Source organism: Streptomyces sp. 4N509B, from assembly GCF_052245655.1.
In the GTDB taxonomy this organism is placed as follows: Bacteria; Actinomycetota; Actinomycetes; order Streptomycetales; family Streptomycetaceae; genus Streptomyces.
In genome coordinates this window covers 142,329-159,264 of sequence record NZ_JBQQBZ010000001.1, presented here as the reverse complement: position 1 = coordinate 159,264, position 16,936 = coordinate 142,329, and the positions used below count along the sequence as shown (strand labels likewise).

Annotated in this window: 14 protein-coding genes and 1 pseudogene; 5 read left to right on the top strand and 10 right to left on the bottom strand. The window is 74.0% G+C overall.

The annotated features are described in order from the left end of the window. The first annotated feature begins 57 nt into the window (after nucleotides 1-57). The 4 genes from dnaK (at nucleotide 58) to ACTWP5_RS00675 (ending at nucleotide 4,470) form a co-directional block, all read left to right on the top strand. Complete coding sequence (dnaK, locus tag ACTWP5_RS00690) at nucleotides 58-1,914, top strand: molecular chaperone DnaK (protein ID WP_443218641.1); 1,857 nt, start codon at nucleotides 58-60, stop codon at nucleotides 1,912-1,914. Beyond that, nucleotides 1,911-2,723, top strand: coding sequence for a nucleotide exchange factor GrpE (grpE, locus tag ACTWP5_RS00685; RefSeq protein ID WP_443218640.1), 813 nt, complete (start codon nucleotides 1,911-1,913; stop codon nucleotides 2,721-2,723). The genes dnaK and grpE overlap by 4 nt, the downstream gene beginning before the upstream one ends. A 114-nt stretch (nucleotides 2,724-2,837) precedes the next feature. After that, nucleotides 2,838-4,016 carry a molecular chaperone DnaJ gene (dnaJ, locus tag ACTWP5_RS00680; RefSeq protein ID WP_443218639.1) on the top strand — a complete coding sequence of 393 codons (1,179 nt, stop codon included), beginning with the start codon at nucleotides 2,838-2,840 and terminating at the stop codon, nucleotides 4,014-4,016. Between the two features lie 4 nt (nucleotides 4,017-4,020). Beyond that, on the top strand, nucleotides 4,021-4,470 hold the full coding sequence (locus ACTWP5_RS00675; protein WP_443218638.1) for a heat shock protein transcriptional repressor HspR: 450 nt from the start codon (nucleotides 4,021-4,023) through the stop codon (nucleotides 4,468-4,470). A gap of 107 nt (nucleotides 4,471-4,577) precedes the next feature. Here ACTWP5_RS00675 and ACTWP5_RS00670 read toward each other — a convergent pair whose 3' ends face one another. The 4 genes from ACTWP5_RS00670 to ACTWP5_RS00655 form a co-directional block, all read right to left on the bottom strand. Next, the gene (locus ACTWP5_RS00670) at nucleotides 4,578-6,422 is read right to left on the bottom strand and encodes a Dyp-type peroxidase (protein ID WP_443218637.1); all 1,845 of its coding nucleotides are present in this window, start codon (nucleotides 6,420-6,422) and stop codon (nucleotides 4,578-4,580) included. A gap of 313 nt (nucleotides 6,423-6,735) precedes the next feature. Further along, a complete protein-coding gene (locus tag ACTWP5_RS00665) occupies nucleotides 6,736-9,138 on the bottom strand; it encodes a sodium-translocating pyrophosphatase (protein ID WP_443218636.1) in 2,403 nt (800 codons plus the stop codon). 161 nt (nucleotides 9,139-9,299) lie between these two features. Next, nucleotides 9,300-9,719, bottom strand: a complete 420-nt coding sequence (locus ACTWP5_RS00660; RefSeq protein WP_443218635.1) for an ATP-binding protein — start codon at nucleotides 9,717-9,719, stop codon at nucleotides 9,300-9,302. A 150-nt stretch (nucleotides 9,720-9,869) separates the two neighbouring features. After that, on the bottom strand, nucleotides 9,870-10,211 hold the full coding sequence (locus ACTWP5_RS00655; RefSeq protein WP_443218634.1) for an STAS domain-containing protein: 342 nt from the start codon (nucleotides 10,209-10,211) through the stop codon (nucleotides 9,870-9,872). Nucleotides 10,212-10,405: 194 nt separating this feature from the next. Here ACTWP5_RS00655 and ACTWP5_RS00650 point away from each other — a divergent pair, with 194 nt between their 5' ends. Next, on the top strand, nucleotides 10,406-12,748 hold the full coding sequence (locus ACTWP5_RS00650) for a DEAD/DEAH box helicase (protein WP_443218633.1): 2,343 nt from the start codon (nucleotides 10,406-10,408) through the stop codon (nucleotides 12,746-12,748). Nucleotides 12,749-12,862: 114 nt separating this feature from the next. Here the strand turns inward: ACTWP5_RS00650 and ACTWP5_RS00645 are convergent. The 6 genes and pseudogenes from ACTWP5_RS00645 to ACTWP5_RS00620 form a co-directional block, all read right to left on the bottom strand. Continuing rightward, a pseudogene (locus ACTWP5_RS00645) lies at nucleotides 12,863-13,237 on the bottom strand (Rv3654c family TadE-like protein); the annotation flags it as partial. A 103-nt stretch (nucleotides 13,238-13,340) separates the two neighbouring features. Beyond that, nucleotides 13,341-13,703 (bottom strand): TadE family type IV pilus minor pilin, encoded by a 363-nt coding sequence (locus ACTWP5_RS00640; RefSeq protein WP_443218632.1) that lies wholly within the window; start codon nucleotides 13,701-13,703, stop codon nucleotides 13,341-13,343. After that, nucleotides 13,690-13,827 (bottom strand): DUF4244 domain-containing protein, encoded by a 138-nt coding sequence (locus ACTWP5_RS00635; RefSeq protein ID WP_443218631.1) that lies wholly within the window; start codon nucleotides 13,825-13,827, stop codon nucleotides 13,690-13,692. Before ACTWP5_RS00635 ends, ACTWP5_RS00640 begins: the two co-directional genes overlap by 14 nt. Nucleotides 13,828-14,162: 335 nt before the next feature. Beyond that, on the bottom strand, nucleotides 14,163-14,810 hold the full coding sequence (locus tag ACTWP5_RS00630; protein WP_443218630.1) for a type II secretion system F family protein: 648 nt from the start codon (nucleotides 14,808-14,810) through the stop codon (nucleotides 14,163-14,165). Next, nucleotides 14,807-15,733: a type II secretion system F family protein gene (locus ACTWP5_RS00625; RefSeq protein ID WP_443218629.1), complete on the bottom strand. Its 927-nt coding sequence runs from the start codon at nucleotides 15,731-15,733 to the stop codon at nucleotides 14,807-14,809. The genes ACTWP5_RS00630 and ACTWP5_RS00625 overlap by 4 nt, the downstream gene beginning before the upstream one ends. Continuing rightward, a complete protein-coding gene (locus ACTWP5_RS00620; RefSeq protein ID WP_443218918.1) occupies nucleotides 15,730-16,896 on the bottom strand; it encodes a TadA family conjugal transfer-associated ATPase in 1,167 nt (388 codons plus the stop codon). The genes ACTWP5_RS00625 and ACTWP5_RS00620 overlap by 4 nt, the downstream gene beginning before the upstream one ends. Between the last annotated feature and the right edge of the window lie 40 nt (nucleotides 16,897-16,936).

Genomic DNA, 16,936 nt, shown 5'->3' with positions numbered 1-16,936 from the left:
TTGAGCCTGTCTCACTCAAGCAGGCACGGGTTCGCCCCGGGCAAGGAGGAAATCGACATGGCACGTGCGGTCGGCATCGACCTGGGCACGACGAACTCCGTCGTCAGTGTTCTCGAAGGCGGTGAGCCCACCGTCATCACCAACGCCGAGGGCGCCAGGACCACGCCGTCCGTTGTGGCCTTCGCGAAGAACGGCGAGGTGCTGGTCGGCGAGGTCGCCAAGCGCCAGGCCGTCACCAACGTCGAGCGGACCATCCGGTCGGTCAAGCGCCACATGGGCACCGACTGGAAGATCAAGATCGACGACAAGGACTTCAACCCCCAGCAGATCAGCGCGTTCATCCTGCAGAAGCTGAAGCGGGACGCCGAGTCGTACCTGGGTGAGAAGGTCACCGACGCGGTGATCACCGTTCCGGCGTACTTCAACGACCACGAGCGCCAGGCCACCAAGGAGGCCGGCGAGATCGCGGGCCTGAACGTCCTGCGCATCGTCAACGAGCCGACCGCCGCCGCCCTGGCGTACGGGCTGGAGAAGGAGGACCAGACGATCCTGGTCTTCGACCTCGGCGGTGGCACCTTCGACGTCTCGCTGCTGGAGATCGGCGACGGCGTGGTCGAGGTCAAGGCGACCAACGGTGACAACCACCTCGGCGGCGACGACTGGGACCAGCGCATCGTCGACCACCTGGTCAAGCAGTTCCACAACGCCCACGGCGTGGACCTGTCCAAGGACAAGATGGCGCTCCAGCGCCTGCGCGAGTCCGCCGAGAAGGCGAAGATCGAGCTGTCCTCCTCCACGGAGACCACGATCAACCTGCCCTACATCACGGCCTCGGCCGAGGGCCCGCTCCACATGGACGAGAAGCTGACCCGGGCGCAGTTCCAGCAGCTCACGTCCGACCTGCTGGAGCGCTGCAAGACCCCGTTCCACAACGTGATCAAGGACGCCGGCATCCAGCTGTCCGAGATCGACCACGTGGTGCTCGTCGGTGGCTCCACCCGCATGCCCGCCGTCGCCGACCTGGTGAAGAGCCTCACCGGCGGCAAGGAGGCCAACAAGGGCGTCAACCCGGACGAGGTCGTCGCCATCGGCGCCAGCCTCCAGGCCGGCGTGCTGAAGGGTGAGGTCAAGGACGTCCTGCTGCTGGACGTCACCCCGCTGTCCCTCGGTATCGAGACCAAGGGCGGCATCATGACCAAGCTCATCGAGCGGAACACCACGATCCCGACCAAGCGCTCCGAGATCTTCACCACGGCCGAGGACAACCAGCCGTCGGTGCAGATCCAGGTCTACCAGGGCGAGCGCGAGATCGCGGCGTACAACAAGAAGCTCGGCATGTTCGAGCTGACCGGTCTGCCCCCCGCCCCGCGCGGCGTGCCGCAGATCGAGGTCACCTTCGACATCGACGCCAACGGCATCATGCACGTCTCCGCCAAGGACCTGGGCACGGGCAAGGAGCAGCGGATGACCGTGACCGGCGGCTCCGCCCTGCCGAAGGACGACATCGAGCGGATGATGCGGGACGCCGAGCAGTACGCCGAGGACGACCGTCGGCGTCGCGAGGCCGCCGAGACGCGCAACCAGGCGGAGCAGCTCGTCTACACCACGGAGAACTTCCTCAAGGAGAACTCCGAGAAGGTCCCCGGCGAGGTGAAGACCGAGGTCGAGGCCGCCGTGGCCGAGCTGAAGGAGACGCTGAAGGGCGAGGACACCGCCGCCATCCGCGAGGCGTCGGAGAAGGTCGCCGCCACCAGCCAGAAGCTCGGGCAGGCCATGTACGCCGACGCCCAGGGCGCGCAGGCGGCCGGCGGCCAGGGCGGTGCCCCGGGCGGCGCGGGCTCCTCGTCGGCTGACGAGGACGTCGTGGACGCCGAGATCGTGGACGAGGAGAAGCCGAAGGGTGGTGCCGCGTGACCCAGGACCCGCAGGGCTTTGACAAGAAGCCCGAGGGCCCCGACGCCGAGGCCGCCAGCCCCGACGCGCCGGCCGAGACCGCCGGGGAGACCCCGGCGGCCGACGGCGCGGCGGCCGGGGGTGGCACCTCGGGCGCCGGCTCCGGGAGCGGTGGCGGTGGTGGTGCCGGGGCGGGCGAGAACGGCCCGTCCGGCGCCTCCGGCGACGTCCAGCAGGTGGCCCTCACCGCCCAGCTGGACCAGACCCGCACCGCGCTGAACGAGCGCACCCAGGACCTGCAACGCCTCCAGGCGGAGTTCCAGAACTACCGCCGCCGGGTCGAGCGGGACCGGGTCGCCGTGCGGGAGGTGGCCGTGGCCAACCTCCTGACCGAGCTGCTGCCGGTGCTCGACGACATCGGCCGCGCCCGGGACCACGGGGAGCTCGTCGGTGGCTTCAAGCAGGTCGCCGAGTCGCTGGAGACGGTGGCGGCGAAGATGGGCCTGATGCAGTTCGGCAAGGAGGGCGAGCCCTTCGACCCGACGATCCACGAGGCCCTGATGCACAGCTACTCGCCGGATGTCACCGAGACGACGTGCGTGCAGATCCTCCAGCCCGGGTACCGAATCGGGGACCGGACGATCCGTCCGGCCCGGGTCGGGGTCGCCGAGCCGCAGCCGGGCGCCCAGCGCGCCGAGGAGGCCGAGGGTTCCGAGGCCGCCGAGGGTGAGAAGGAGCCCGGTGAGGAGCAGCACGCGCGGGAGGCGAGGACGGCCGAGGGCGAGAGTGAGCCGAAGGAGAACGGTGGCAGCGGCCCGGACGAGGGCTGAGGTCGTGGCCGTCGCCGTGGCCTCCGTGGGTGTCGGCTCCGTGGGTGTCGGCTCCGCGGGTGTCGGGTCCGCGGGTGTCGGGTCCGTGAGTGTCAGAGAGGAGGGGCGCCGCGGATGAGTACGAAGGACTTCATCGAGAAGGACTACTACAAGGTCCTCGGCGTCCCCAAGGACGCCACCGAGGCGGAGATCAAGAAGGCGTACCGGAAGCTCGCCCGCGAGTTCCACCCGGACGCCAACAAGGGCGACACGCGCGCCGAGGAGCGTTTCAAGGATGTCTCCGAGGCGTACGACGTCCTTGGTGACGCCAAGCGCCGCAAGGAGTACGACGAGGCGCGGGCGCTCTTCGGCAGCGGCGGCTTCCGCCCGGGTCCGGGCGGCGGCGGCCAGTTCAACTTCGACCTCGGGGACCTCTTCGGCGGTCCCCAGGGCGGCGGTCCCCAGGGCGGCGCCGGCGGCTTCGGCGGCGGGCTCGGGGACGTCTTCGGCGGCCTGTTCAACCGCGGCGGCGCCACCACCCGGACGGCGCCGCGCCGTGGCCAGGACATCGACTCCGAGGTGACGCTCAGCTTCACCGAGGCGGTCTCCGGGGCCACGGTGCCGCTGCGGATGTCCTCGTCCGCCGCGTGCAAGGCGTGCTCGGGCACCGGCGACAAGAACGGCACCCCCCGGGTCTGCCCCACCTGCGTCGGCACCGGACAGGTCAGCCGGGGCGGCGGGGGCGGCTTCTCACTCACCGACCCGTGCATGGACTGCAAGGGGCGCGGGCTGATCGCCCAGGACCCCTGCCAGGTCTGCCGCGGCAGCGGGCGAGCCACCTCGCAGCGCACCATGCAGGTCCGCATCCCGGCGGGTGTCGCCGACGGGCAGCGGATCAGGCTGCGCGGCAAGGGCGCCCCCGGCGAGCGCGGCGGACCCAACGGTGACCTGTACGTGGTGGTGCACGTCGACACCCATCCGGTCTTCGGCCGGCGGGGCGACAATCTCACCATCACGGTGCCGGTCACCTTCCCCGAGGCGGCGCTCGGTGGTGAGATCAAGGTGCCGACCCTCGGCGGGACCCCGGTCACGCTGAAGCTGCCGCCGGGGACCCCGAGCGGGCGCACCATGCGTGCCCGGGGCAAGGGCGCGGTGCGCAAGGACGGCACCCGCGGCGACCTGCTGGTCACCATCGAGGTCGCCGTGCCGCGCGAGCTGGACGACGCCGCGCGGGCCGCCCTGGAGTCGTATCGCGCCGCCGCGGGAGACGAGGACCCTCGGACGGCGCTGTTCGAGGCCGCGAAGGGAGAGTAGTCAGATGGACGGCCGGAACGGACCGAGTAACCCCTACGAACTGACCGACGAGACACCGGTGTACGTCATCTCGGTGGCGGCACAGCTCTCCGGGCTGCACCCGCAGACGTTGCGCCAGTACGACCGGCTGGGGCTGGTCTGTCCGGACCGGACCGCGGGGCGCGGCCGGCGGTACTCCGCCCGCGACATCCAGCTGCTGCGGGAGGTGCAGCGGCTCTCCCAGGACGACGGGATCAACCTCGCGGGCATCAAGCGGATCATTGAGCTCCAGACGCAGGTGGCGGCGCTCCAGGCCAAGGTCGTGGAGTTGCAGCAGGCGCTGGAGGGCGCGGCCGTGGCGATGCGGCAGCGCGAGGCGCAGGTGCACGCCTCCTACCGGCGCGACCTCGTGCCGTACCAGGACGTGCGCGCCTCCTCCGCCATCGTCGTCTGGCGGCCCGACCGGCGGGGCTGACGGGGCCGGCCCGCGGGCCGCCCCACGTCCACGCGGCGCTTCCGCGGCCCGCCCGGGTGACGACCGACCGACGGTCCTCGCCCGGGCGGGCCGTCGCGTGACCGCCGTCAGCGCGCGGTGTCCGTGTGCCAGAGCACGCTGCCGTCGGCGGCCCTGATCGAGACGTCGCCGTCCACGCCCACGACGAGCGTGGCGCCGGGGTGGCCGGCGGTCCCGCTGGACCAGATGATCTCGCCCGCCATGGTGGGCATCACCAGGTTCCCGTCCTCGCGCAGCTCGGCCCGGATCGCGCCCCGGCGGTTCACGCCCGCGCGCCAGCGTTCCCGCTCGTTCTCGTCCCGCACCACGAGGTCGTTGTCGGCCTCGAAGCGCAGCCTCGCCCGTCCCGCGCTGATCACCTCACCGCGCCGGATGATCGTCGGCGCGGGCATCACCCGGTCCGCCAACGGCTCGCCGCCGACGGGAACCGTCCCCTCCGCCAACTGGCGCAACGCCGACATCGAGGGGGCGAAGGCGTACACCGCGCCCTGGGTGTGGACGTACTGCTTCATCTCCAGCGCCACGCAGGCCGTCGGGCCCAGCGGATCGGCCGGGTAGGCGACGACGGTGTCCTGGCCGATGACGGCGTCCCGGCCGACCGGCGGCTCGCGCTCGGGGAGGTTCTCGTCGTTCACCCAGGCCTGCTGGACGAACTCGAACTGCGCCACCAGGTCCGACTGGTAGCTCACGAAGACCAGGCCGCGCGGCTCGTCCTGGGTGGTCGCGTCGTGGAGAGGGCCGAACGGGACGCCGCGGCGCATCAGGCGGCGGCCGTCGAGCCCGCCCTGCTCCGGGACGGTGGCGTCGTCGCTCGGTTCGACCTGGAGGCCGTCGCGGGGGTTGGTCTTCCGCAGGTGGGAGCAGAGTGGCGTGAGGCGGCCGGCCACGTCGTCGCCGAAGCCGAAGTCGTTCACCTTGTCGGGGCCGAGCGGGCCCGGGTCGGCGTCGGGGAACGTCGGGACGGGCGCGCCGGACCGCCATCGGCCCACGAGGCGGGCGGCCAGCCAGTCGTCGGTGACCTCCTCGGGCACCGCCCCCTCGCGCTTCAGCTCCGCGAGCCGGTCGGCGACCTGCTGCCACCAGCCGGGGACGTCCTGGGCGAGGCGGCGGACCACGTGGAAGGAGCCGTCGTTCATCCACTGCGGCAGCCACGAGGGGAGCCGGTGGTCCACATCCCGTCCCACGACGAACTCGCCGGACGGGATCAGCCGCGTGCCCGGCTTGCCGAGCACCATCTCGGGGTTGTCGGGGTCGGGAAGGTCGAAGTCGACGACGCCGGGCTGGCTGATGGCGTCCTTGAAGCCGAAGTGCTCGTGGCCGACGTGATCGTCGGGCAGGGTGGCGCCCTCCTGCTCGAAGACCACGGTCAGGCCGTGGCACGCGGCCTCCTGCCGCTCCTGCTCCACGTCCCTGGTCAGGTCGGCCTCGTCGTCGGCGGCGAGGGTGAGGACGGCGTGGACCGGATCGTGCTGCTGGGCGCCGAAGAGCCACCGCTCGGGAGCGCTCGTGCCGGTGTCGCCCACCAGGTGGGCGCGGGCCGCGCTGCCCTGGACGAACGCCTCCTGGGTGCTGCCCCGGGGGACGTCGTTGAGCGGGCTGCCGCCGACGAGCCGCACGAGGCCGGCGTGGGTGAAGCTGACGGCGCGCCAGGCGGCGCGGAGATCCTCGGGGTCCTGGCCGCCGCGGACCAGGCGAGCGTGACGGAAGCGGAGGTTGAACGTGGAGACGTCGCGGGTGGTGGCGATCCGCTTCCGCAGCTCCCCCAGCCACAGGCGGGCGTGCCAGCTGTCATCGAAGCGGAGGAACAGCAGACGGACGTGGTCCTTCCTGAAGCCCGCCAGGATGTCGCCCTGGATCTCGGTGCTGTCGCGGAGCGGCGGTGAGGGCGCGGTGGTCTCGGTCGCGGGGCTCATGGGCTCTCCAACGGTACTGGTGCTGACCTGCCCCGCAGACCGTATCGGGGATGTTGCTCCACCTCGCGCCTTTGGCCGCTAATGAACACGAAGGTGTGGATTAGTGGCCAAAGAGTTCGTTCACGCCCGCCGTTCGTGCGGGCGTGAACGCTGGGAACGGCGGGCGGGGCGAGGACCGCCGTCGGGGCGTGTCCCCGGCCCGCCCGGCGGCCAGGGCCACCCGCCTCCGGGGGCGGCGGGTGGCCCTGGCCGCCACGGGCCGCTTCTGACCGGCAGGACCGCCATGAGCCGCTACGGATACCGCTACGGGCCGCTACGGCGCGACCACCTCGTCGGTCTCCTCGCTCGTCGGGGTGGCCCCGGCGTCCTCCATCGTGATGCCGCGGCGCTTGGAGGCGTAGACGGCGCCGACGATGACCAGGAGGGCGACGACCGAGATCAGCGCCCGCAGCGGCGCGCTGGCGTCCTCGCCGTACGTCAGCGTGATCACGGCGGGGGCGATCAGGAGCGCCACCAGGTTCATGACCTTCAGCAGCGGGTTGATGGCCGGGCCCGCCGTGTCCTTGAACGGGTCGCCCACCGTGTCGCCGATGACCGTGGCGGCGTGGGCCTCGCTGCCCTTGCCGCCGTGGTGGCCGTCCTCGACGAGCTTCTTCGCGTTGTCCCAGGCGCCGCCCGAGTTGGCGAGGAAGACCGCCATCAGCACGCCCGCGCCGATCGCGCCCGCCAGGAACGAGCCGAGTGCTCCTATGCCGAGGCTGAAGCCGACCACGATCGGCGCCATCACGGCGAGCAGTCCCGGCGTCGCGAGCTCGCGCTGCGCGTCGCGGGTGCAGATGTCCACGACGCGGCCGTACTCGGGCTTCTCCGAGTAGTCCATGATCCCGGGGTGCTCGCGGAACTGCCGCCGCACCTCGTAGACCACGGCGCCGGCCGAGCGGGAGACCGCGTTGATCGCGAGGCCGGAGAAGAGGAAGACGACGCTCGCGCCGGCGATGAGGCCGACGAGGTTGTTCGGCTGGGAGATGTCCAGGCTGAGGCTCGCGTGCGCCGACAGCTGGGTTCCGACGTCCGCGACGGCGTCGGCGATGGCGTCCTGGTAGGAGCCGAAGAGCGCCGCGGCGGCCAGCACGGCCGTCGCGATCGCGATGCCCTTGGTGACGGCCTTCGTGGTGTTGCCGACCGCGTCGAGGTCGGTGAGGACCTGGGCGCCGTCGCCCTCGACGTCGCCGGACATCTCGGCGATGCCCTGCGCGTTGTCGGCCACGGGCCCGAAGGTGTCCATGGCGACGATGACGCCGACGGTGGTCAGCAGGCCGGTGCCGGCCAGGGCCACGGCGAAGAGCGCCAGCATGATCGTTCCGCCGGCCAGCATGTAGGCGGCGTAGACGGACAGGCCCACCAGCAGCGCCGTGTAGACCGCCGACTCCAGACCCACGGAGAAGCCGGAGAGGACGACGGTGGCCGGGCCGGTCCTGGAGCTCTTGCCGATGTCCCGCACGGGGCGGCGGGTGGTCTCGGTGAAGTAGCCCGTGAGCTGCTGGATCACCGCGGCCAGGACGATGCCGATGGCGACGGCGGCCAGCGCGAACAGCCGCGGGTCGGCGTCGTGGGTGGCGATGTCCGCGTCGGTGACGCCCTCCAGCTCGGAGAAGCTGCCGGGGAGGTACGCGTAGCAGGCCACCGCCACGAGCACGAGGGAGATGCCCGCGGAGATGAAGAAGCCGCGGTTGATCGCGGTCATGCTGGTGCGGTCGGTGCGGCGGGGGGAGACGAGGAAGATGCCCGCCATCGCCGTCAGCACGCCGATCGCGGGCACCAGCAGCGGGAAGGCCAGGCCCGCGTCGCCGAACGCGACGCTGCCGAGGATGAGACCGGCCACGAGGGTGACCGCGTAGGACTCGAAGAGGTCGGCCGCCATCCCGGCGCAGTCTCCGACGTTGTCGCCCACGTTGTCCGCGATGGTCGCGGCGTTGCGCGGGTCGTCCTCGGGGATGCCCTGCTCGACCTTCCCGACCAGGTCGGCGCCGACGTCGGCCGCCTTCGTGAAGATGCCGCCGCCGACACGCATGAACATCGCGATCAGGGCGGCGCCGAGGCCGAAGCCCTCCAGCACGCGCGGCGCGTCGGCCGCGTAGACCATCACCACGCAGGACGCGCCGAGGAGGCCGAGCCCGACGGTGCACATGCCGACGACACCGCCGGTCCGAAACGCCAGCCGCATCGCCTGGTGCCGCACCGGAATGATCTGGTCGGTGCCCTCGGAGTCGTTCGCCTGCCTCGCCGCCGCGGCCACGCGGACGTTACTGCGTACCGCCAGCCACATGCCGAGGTAACCGGTGGCCGCCGAGAAAGCGGCGCCCACCAGGAAGAACAGTGATCGGCCGAGGCGCTCATTCCAGTCGTCCGCCGGCAACAGCAACAACAGGAACACCACGATGACCGCGAAGATCGCGAGTGTGCGCAGCTGCCGGGCCAGATAGGCATTCGCGCCCTCCTGCACGGCGGCGGCGATCCGCTTCATGTTCTCGGTGCCCTCGCCGGCCGCGAGAACCTGTCTGACCAGCACCACGGCGAGCGCCAGGGCCCCGGCGGCGACCAGCGCGATGACCAGGATCAGCCCACGATTACCGCCGGTGAGTTCCACGTCCTCGGTGGACGCCGCCACCTGGGTAGCCTTCACAAAATACGGATGATCGTAAAGTTGGCCCGCCATTCGTCCTCCTCGACGCTCGGGCACTGAACAGGCGTGCCCGGAGTGTAGAGAGGTGACGTGGATCAAAACAGAGGGCCGGACGTGAAATTACGGCAGTCGGCCGATAAACGATCTCTCCGACGATCATTGCGGCGGAAGATCAATAAAAGGAAATCACCTGTTCAGCCGAGGGGCGACGTGGCGGTGGGCCAGCTCATTCGGATCTTCCCACCGTGTGCGTCGGAAATGACCTCGACATCGTCGACGAGACCGCTGATCACGGCCAGGCCGAGCTGGTCGGTCTCCTCGGAGGACTCGGAGTCCGCCGCTCCCCGGGGCGCGGGCACCGCACTCGGCGCGTCGTCGCCCACCTCGATCGAGAACGACTTCTCACCCTCCGTGAGCATGACACGCACCGGCGTGGACAGGCCGTGGGCCGCGTGCAGCCCCACGGCACGGCTGCACGCCTCGCCCACCGCGAGCCGCAGCTCGTCGAGCACCGACTCCCCGACTCCGGCGCGCCGCGCCACCGCGGCGGCCACCAGCCGGGCGGTGCGCACATGCTCGGGAGACGCGCTGAAGCGCAGTTCGACGGTGGCCATTCCCTACCCCTCGATGGTGCTTGGTCGTGCCGCGGCCCCGCCCCGGCTCTCCGAGGCGGGCCGCGTTCGTGATCGATGACGTTGTGGGACGTGGCGGCCGTGTGGGCACGCCGCGCCTCCCGCCCCGGCCCCCGCCGGCGCGGGCGGGACTCAGTCGGTCGCCGAGACGGCGTCGTCCACGGACTCGTGGATGGGGAAGACCTTCGTCAGACCCGTGATCCGGAAGATCTTCAGGATGCGCTCCTGGTTGCAGACCAGGCGGAGCGAGCCCTCCTGGGCCCGCACCCGCTTGAGGCCCCCGACCAGCACGCCGAGCCCCGTCGAGTCCAGGAAGTCCACGCGCTCCATGTCCACCACCAGGTGGTGGTTGCCGTCGTTGACCAGCTCGACGAGCTGTTCGCGCAGCTTGGGCGCGGTGTATACGTCAATCTCGCCACCCACCTCGACGACCGTGCGGTCACCTACGGTCCGGGTAGACAGGGACAGGTCCACGGATCCTCCACACCTTGCTAACGGGCGGTCGCCCCCTGGGTATCCCCGCGATGGCAGGAGACGGATCGGCAACCGCCAAGGCATTCAACCACTTACCGCCTGCCCAGGACGACGTCTTACAGCCATTGTCCGTCGGACCGGTGACAGACGGCAGGCTGACGGCGGCGAACGCCGGGAGTGTCAGACTCGTGGTGATGTCCGAGCACCCAGACGGCCGCCTCCCGTCACCCAGGGCTGCCCTGGCACGCCTGAGCGGCAGGGCGGAGCGCGCCTCCCGTCTCACCCACACCGAGCTGCTGCCCGCGCGAGCCGGCCGGCACGCGCCCTGGCCCGAGGCGCTGCGTGGCGAGGTCGTCGAGGCCGTCGCCGCCGCCGGCATCGAACGCCCCTGGGCCCACCAGGCCAGGGCCGTGGAGCTCGCGCTGCGCGGCGAGTCCGTCGTCCTCGCCACCGGCACCGCCTCGGGAAAGTCCCTGGCCTACCAGGCGCCCGTCATCAGCGCGCTGCTCGACGGGCAGGAGGCACCCGGCCGGCGGGGCGCGACCGCCCTCTACCTCGCGCCGACCAAGGCCCTGGCAGCCGACCAGCTGCGCACCCTGCGCCGGCTCGCCGCCCAGCTCGGCACGGCGGTCCGCCCCGCGAGCTACGACGGCGACACGGGCCCGGAGGAGCGTGCCTGGGCGCGGCAGCACGCCAACCTGCTGCTCACCAATCCCGACATGCTCCACCGCGGGCTGCTGCCGGCCCACCGCCGGTGGTCGCCGTTCCTGCGGGCACTGCGGTACGTCGTGATCGACGAGTGCCACGTCTACCGCGGCGTCTTCGGATCCCACGTCTCCCAGGTGCTGCGCCGCCTGCGGCGTGTCGCCGCCCACTACGGGGCGGAGCCGACGTTCCTGCTCGCCTCCGCCACCACGGCCGAGCCGGGCGTGGCGGCGGCGCGGCTGACCGGACTGACGGTCGCCGAGGTCACGGAGGACGCCTCGCCGCGGGGCGAGCTCGTCTTCGCCCTGTGGGAGCCGCCGCTCACCGAGGAGCGCGGCGAGCGTGGCGCCCCGGTGCGCCGCACCGCGACCGCCGAGACGGCCGAGCTGCTCACGGACCTGGCCGCCGACCGGGTCCGCACGGTCGCGTTCGTGCGGTCCCGGGCCGCCGCCGAGCTGGTCGCGCTCATCGCCCAGGAGCGCCTGACCGGCACCGACCGGGCCCTGGCCGGCCGGGTCGCCGCCTACCGGGGCGGATACCTGCCGGAGGAGCGCCGCGCCCTGGAGCGCGCCCTGCACTCCGGCGAGCTGCTGGGCCTGGCCGCCACCACCGCGCTGGAACTCGGCGTCGACATAGCCGGCCTCGACGCCGTGCTGCTGGCCGGCTATCCCGGGACCAGGGCCTCGCTGTGGCAGCAGGCGGGCCGCGCCGGCCGGCAGCGGCAGGGCGCGCTCGCCGTGCTCGTGGCCCGCGACGACCCGCTGGACACCTATCTCGTGCACCACCCCGAGGCGCTCTTCCAGCGGCCCGTGGAGTCCACCGTCCTCGACCCCGCCAACCCCTACGTCCTCGCCCCCCACCTGTGCGCCGCCGCCGCCGAGCTTCCGCTGACCGAGGCCGACGCCGGGCCGGGCATGTTCGACGCCACGGCGGCCGAGCTGCTGCCCAAGCTCGCCGACCGCGGGCTGCTGCGGCGGCGGGGCGCCTCCTGGTACTGGACGCGCCGGGAGCGGCCCGCCGACCTCGTCGACATCCGCGGGCAGGGCGGCGAGCCCGTGCGGGTGGTGGAGGCGGACACCGGGCGGCTGCTGGGCACCGTGGACGCCGCCGCGGCCCACGCCACCGTCCACGAGGGCGCGGTCCACCTCCACCAGGGCCGCACCTACGTGGTCAGGGAGCTGGACCTGGAGGCCTCGGTGGCCCTGGTGGAGGCGTCCAGCCCGCCGTGGAGCACCTCCGCCCGCGACGTCACCGAGCTGTCGGTGCTGGAGACCGACGTGACCGTCCCCTGGGGGGAGGCCCGGCTGTGCTTCGGCTCCGTGGAGGTCACCCACCAGGTGGTGTCCTATCTGCGGCGCCGGCTCATCACCGGCGAGGTGCTGGGCGAGACCCGGCTCGACCTGCCGCCGCGGACCCTGCGCACCCGTGCCGTGTGGTGGACGATGACCGAGGACCAGGTGGCGGACGCGGAGGTCGACGAGAAGATCCTGGCCGGCGCCCTCCACGCGGCCGAGCACGCCGCCATCGGGATGCTGCCCCTCTTCGCCACGTGCGACCGCTGGGACATCGGCGGCGTCTCCACCGCCCTGCACCCCGACACGCTGCTGCCCACCGTCTTCGTCCACGACGGCCACCCCGGCGGTGCCGGCTTCGCCGAGCGGGCCTTCCACACCGCCCGGCCGTGGCTGGCGGCCACCCGCGACGCCATCGCGGCCTGCGAGTGCGAGGCCGGCTGCCCCTCCTGCATCCAGTCCCCCAAGTGTGGAAACGGCAACGACCCCCTGGACAAGGCCGGCGCCATCCGCCTCCTGGCGCGGCTGCTCGACGGCTGAGGCCGGCACGCCCGGGGCGTGCGCCGCGCCCGCCGGGCCGGGCACCGCGGACGCGGGCCCCGCGCGGGCCCGTGTCCGCACCGCGTAGGGGCCCGTGCGCGCCTCGACGGTCAGGTCGGCGACCTCGCCCGTGAGCCGGCAGCGGACGAGCCGTGCCCCCTGCGCCGAGGCCACCCGCCTCGCCGCCGCGCACGCCGGGCGCTCGCCGGACAGCGCCTCGTCGGCGGCGGCCAGCGCCGCGAGGTCCGCCGCCCGGGCCGCGCGCTGCCTGACCTCGGCCGCCTCTCCCAAGGCCATCACGCCGGCGAAGGCGAGGCACAGCAGCGTCGCGCAGCTCACCGCCCAGACCGTGGCCGAGCCGCGGTCCGCCAGGCCCTGTCCGGTGGCTCTACGTGGGTCGGGCCGGGGCGACAGACGCGGCCCGTCGCACGGCGGAGGGTCGTCCTCGTACCGCGAGGCGGTGGGGGCACCTCCCGCTCGGCGCGGCACCGCGGGGGAGTACGTGGGCGGTCCCGACAACGTGGCGAACGGTCGTAGCCCGCGTCGCGGGCCCGTGAAGACCCACCGGGCAGGGGCCAGGCCGTGCCCCGCCTCACGCGTCCTCGGCACGGGCGACCGCCTCCCGCGTGACACGCATCGCCAGCGGTCCCGGGCCCAGCGTGCGGGCCTCGACCCGGACGCGGACCAGCGACCCGTCCCGCTCGATCGCCACCCGCGCTCCCGCCGGGCCCGCCGCACGGGCCACGTCCGCCGCGACCGACGCCGCCTCGCCCCGTGCCGCCGCCCGCGCCCCGGCACGGGCGGCGTCCCCGCACCGCAGGTCGACCGCGACGGCGCCGAGGGCCCACAGCAGCATCCCCAGCAGCAGCACCAGCGAGGGAACGACCACCGCCGTCTCCGCCGTCACGTACCCGGCCTGCGGGCCGCGTGCGCGGCGGCCTCTACCCCGGCGCATCGAGGGCCCGCTCCACCAGGTTCCTCAGGGCGTCGCCGACCGCACCCGAGGTGACGATCCCGTACAGCACCCCCGCCAGACCGGCGGCGGCGAGCGTGCCGATCGCGTACTCGGCGGTGCTCATCCCCGCGTCCCACCGTCCCGGCGGGGCGCCGGGGCCCGACACGCCCCCGCGCCGCGCCCACGGCGCCCGGCGCGTCAGCCACCCCGGCCACCCCGGCCACCCCGGCAGCCCCGGCCGGGCCAGTCGTGTTGGTCCGATCCACGTCATCGTTCTCCTCCGTCGCTCGCATCCACCCGCGCCCATCCGGTCGCGCGGGCCCGTCTCGTCGTGTCCGTCCGTTCGTGTCCGCGTGCTCACACCCGGCTGTTCGTGGCCCTGGTTCGCTCCCTCCGTTCGGGTTGTCGTCTGGTCATCCGGGTCGTGTGGGGTGCCCGCGCGCCCCGCCTCTCGTGTCGTCAGAGCAGCTCCCTGGCGAGCCCGAGCACCACGGGCGCGACTCCGAGCAGCAGGAACGAGGGCAGGAAGCACAGGCCGAGCGGCCCCGTGACGTACACCGCCGCCCTGCGGGCGCGCGCCTGGGCGGAGCGCAGCCTCCTGGCCCGGACCGCGACGGCCTCCGCCGCGACCAGCTCCGCCACGGGCGCGCCGCCCGTGTGGGCCAGCTCCAGGCGACGTGCCAGCGCCGCGGCGCCGGGAAGCTGGCCGAATCCCTGCCACACCGTGGCCGGATCGCCTCCCAGCCGCAGCTCGGCCGCGGCCCGCCGCAGCCCGTCGCCGACAGGCCCGCCGAGCGCGGACCCCACGGCGTCCGCCGCCTCGCGCGGCGCGGCGCCCGCCGCGAGGCATGCGGCGAGCAGCTCCGTCGCCAGCGGCAGCCGGCCGTCCGCCTCGGGAGGCCGCCGACCGGGCCACCCACCGAACCACCGACCGGGCTGTGGGAACGTCGGCGCGAACCGGCGGCCCGCCGGCCGTGGCGCCCCACAGAGGCCCGCCGCCCTCGACCGGGCCGCCCGAGAGCCGCGCGGCCGACCGATTCCGGCCGTCAGGCAGAGCGCCACCAGCGGGGGAAGCACCGCGGCCGCCGCCCCGGCGCCGCCCGTCACGGCGTGCCCCGCTCGGCGGCCCGGGCGATCGCCGCCGCCCACGCGACGCCCGCCCACTCAAGCCCCGCGCCCGCGACCAGGCACGCGAGCCCGACGGGGCTGTGCAGCAGCTCCCACAGGGGTCTGACGCCCATGGCCGAGCCGAGGAGCAGCCCGAACACGGGCAGCACCGCCAGCACCAGGACCGTCGCGCGGGGGCCGGCGAGCTGAGCGCGCAGCTCCTCCCGCTGGTCCTGCTCCGAGCGCAACGCCCGCGCCACCCGCTCCAGGCCCGCCGCGAACGAGGCCCCGCCGTCGACCGCGACCCGCCAGCACGCCGCCACGCCCCGCAGACCCTCCGCACCGGGCTGGGCGGAGGCCCGGCGTAACGCGTCGGCGACGTCACCCCCGTACCGTGCGGCGGCCCGCACGCCGGTGCCCTGCTCGCCGAGCCCTTCCTGGCAGGCGTCCGCGAGGGCGTCGCCCGGGGTGCGGCCGGCCCGGACCTCCACGGCCAGCGTCCCGCACAGCTCGATGACGGCCTCCCGCCGGCGGTCGGCGGCCAGGCGCTCCGCCCGGCTCCGCCATCGGCGCAGCGCGAGCGGCGCCAGCGCGACGGCAGCCAGCAGCGGCAGCGGCGAACCGCCCCACCACGCGACCACCGCGCCTCCCGCCAGGCAGCACACCCAGACCCTGACCGTCAGCGCGTCCGGCCACCGCCACCGTCGCACGTCGCGCCGTGGCCGCCACCGCCGTGCCAGGCGTGGCCACCGCGTCCCGGCCGGGACCGCCGCGCCTCCCGCGGCCGACAACAGCCGTGCCCGCCGGCGCCCGTCACCGCCGTCGATCAGCAGCCACGCCCCGGCGCCCACGCACAGCGCCGCCGCGAGCTGCGCCGCCGGCAGCAGATGCCCGCTCACCGCTCCGCTCACCGCGCCACTCACAGCCGCGCACCTCCCCGTGCGCACAGCCGCGCCAGCAGCGGCCAGCCCGGCTCCCGCGTGAACCCGCGGGACGACCAGCGGGCGGCCGGCACCGGACGGACCAGGCCCGTCGCGTCCCGCTCCAGCACGTGGACCTCGGCGACGCGCCGCCGTCCCGCCTCCCGGTCCCGCACGAGGTGCAGCACCAGCGAGAGCGCCGCGGCCAGCTGGCTGTGGACGGCCGGACGCGGCAGGCCCGCCGCACAGCCGAGGGCCTCCAGCCGCGCCGGCACGTCGGCCGCGGCGTTGGCGTGGAGCGTGCACGCGCCGCCGTCGTGGCCCGTGTTCAGGGCGGCCAGGAGGTCCGTCACCTCAGCGCCTCTGACCTCGCCGACGACGAGCCGGTCCGGCCGCATCCGCAGCGCCTGGCGCACCAGCTCGCGCAGCTCGACCCGACCGGCGCCCTCCTGGTTGGCGGGCCTCGTCTCCAGCCGCACCACGTGCGGATGGTCGGGCCGCAGCTCCGCGGACTCCTCGACGAGCACGATCCGCTGCTCGGGCGGCACCAGGCCGAGGAGCGAGGCGAGCAGGGTGCTCTTGCCCGAGCCGGTGCCGCCGGTGACGAGGAACGACAGCCGGGAGGTGACCACCGACCGCAGCAGCTCCTCGCCGCCGGGCGGCACCGTGCCCACCGCCGCCAGCTCGGACAGCGTGAACGCCCGGGGCCGCACCACCCGCAGCGACAGGCACGGCGATCCGACCGCGACCGGTGGCAGCACCGCGTGCAGCCGGGTGCCGTCGGGCAGCCGCGCGTCGACCCAGGGTCTGGCGTCGTCCAGACGCCGGCCCGCGGCCGCCGCCAGCCGCTGCGCGAGGCGGCGAACCGCCGCCGCGTCGGGGAAACGGACACCGGCCCGCTCCATGCCGCGGCCACGGTCCACCCACACCTCGTCAGGCCGGTTCACCAGCACGTCGGTGACCTCCGGCTCGGCGAGCAGCGGCTGCAACGGTCCCGCGCCGGACAGCTCCCAGCGCAGGGCGTCCGCCACCTGCCGCGTGGTGTCGTCCCCGAGCGGCCTTCCCTGGGCGCGCAGCGCCTCGGCGACCCGGCCCGGCGTGGGCTCGGCGTCCCGCTCGGCGAGCCAGGTCCTGACCGCGTCGAGCATGCCGTGGACCTCGGGCATGTCGTGGACGTCGGGCTGGCCGGGCGGGACGGGCCGGCCC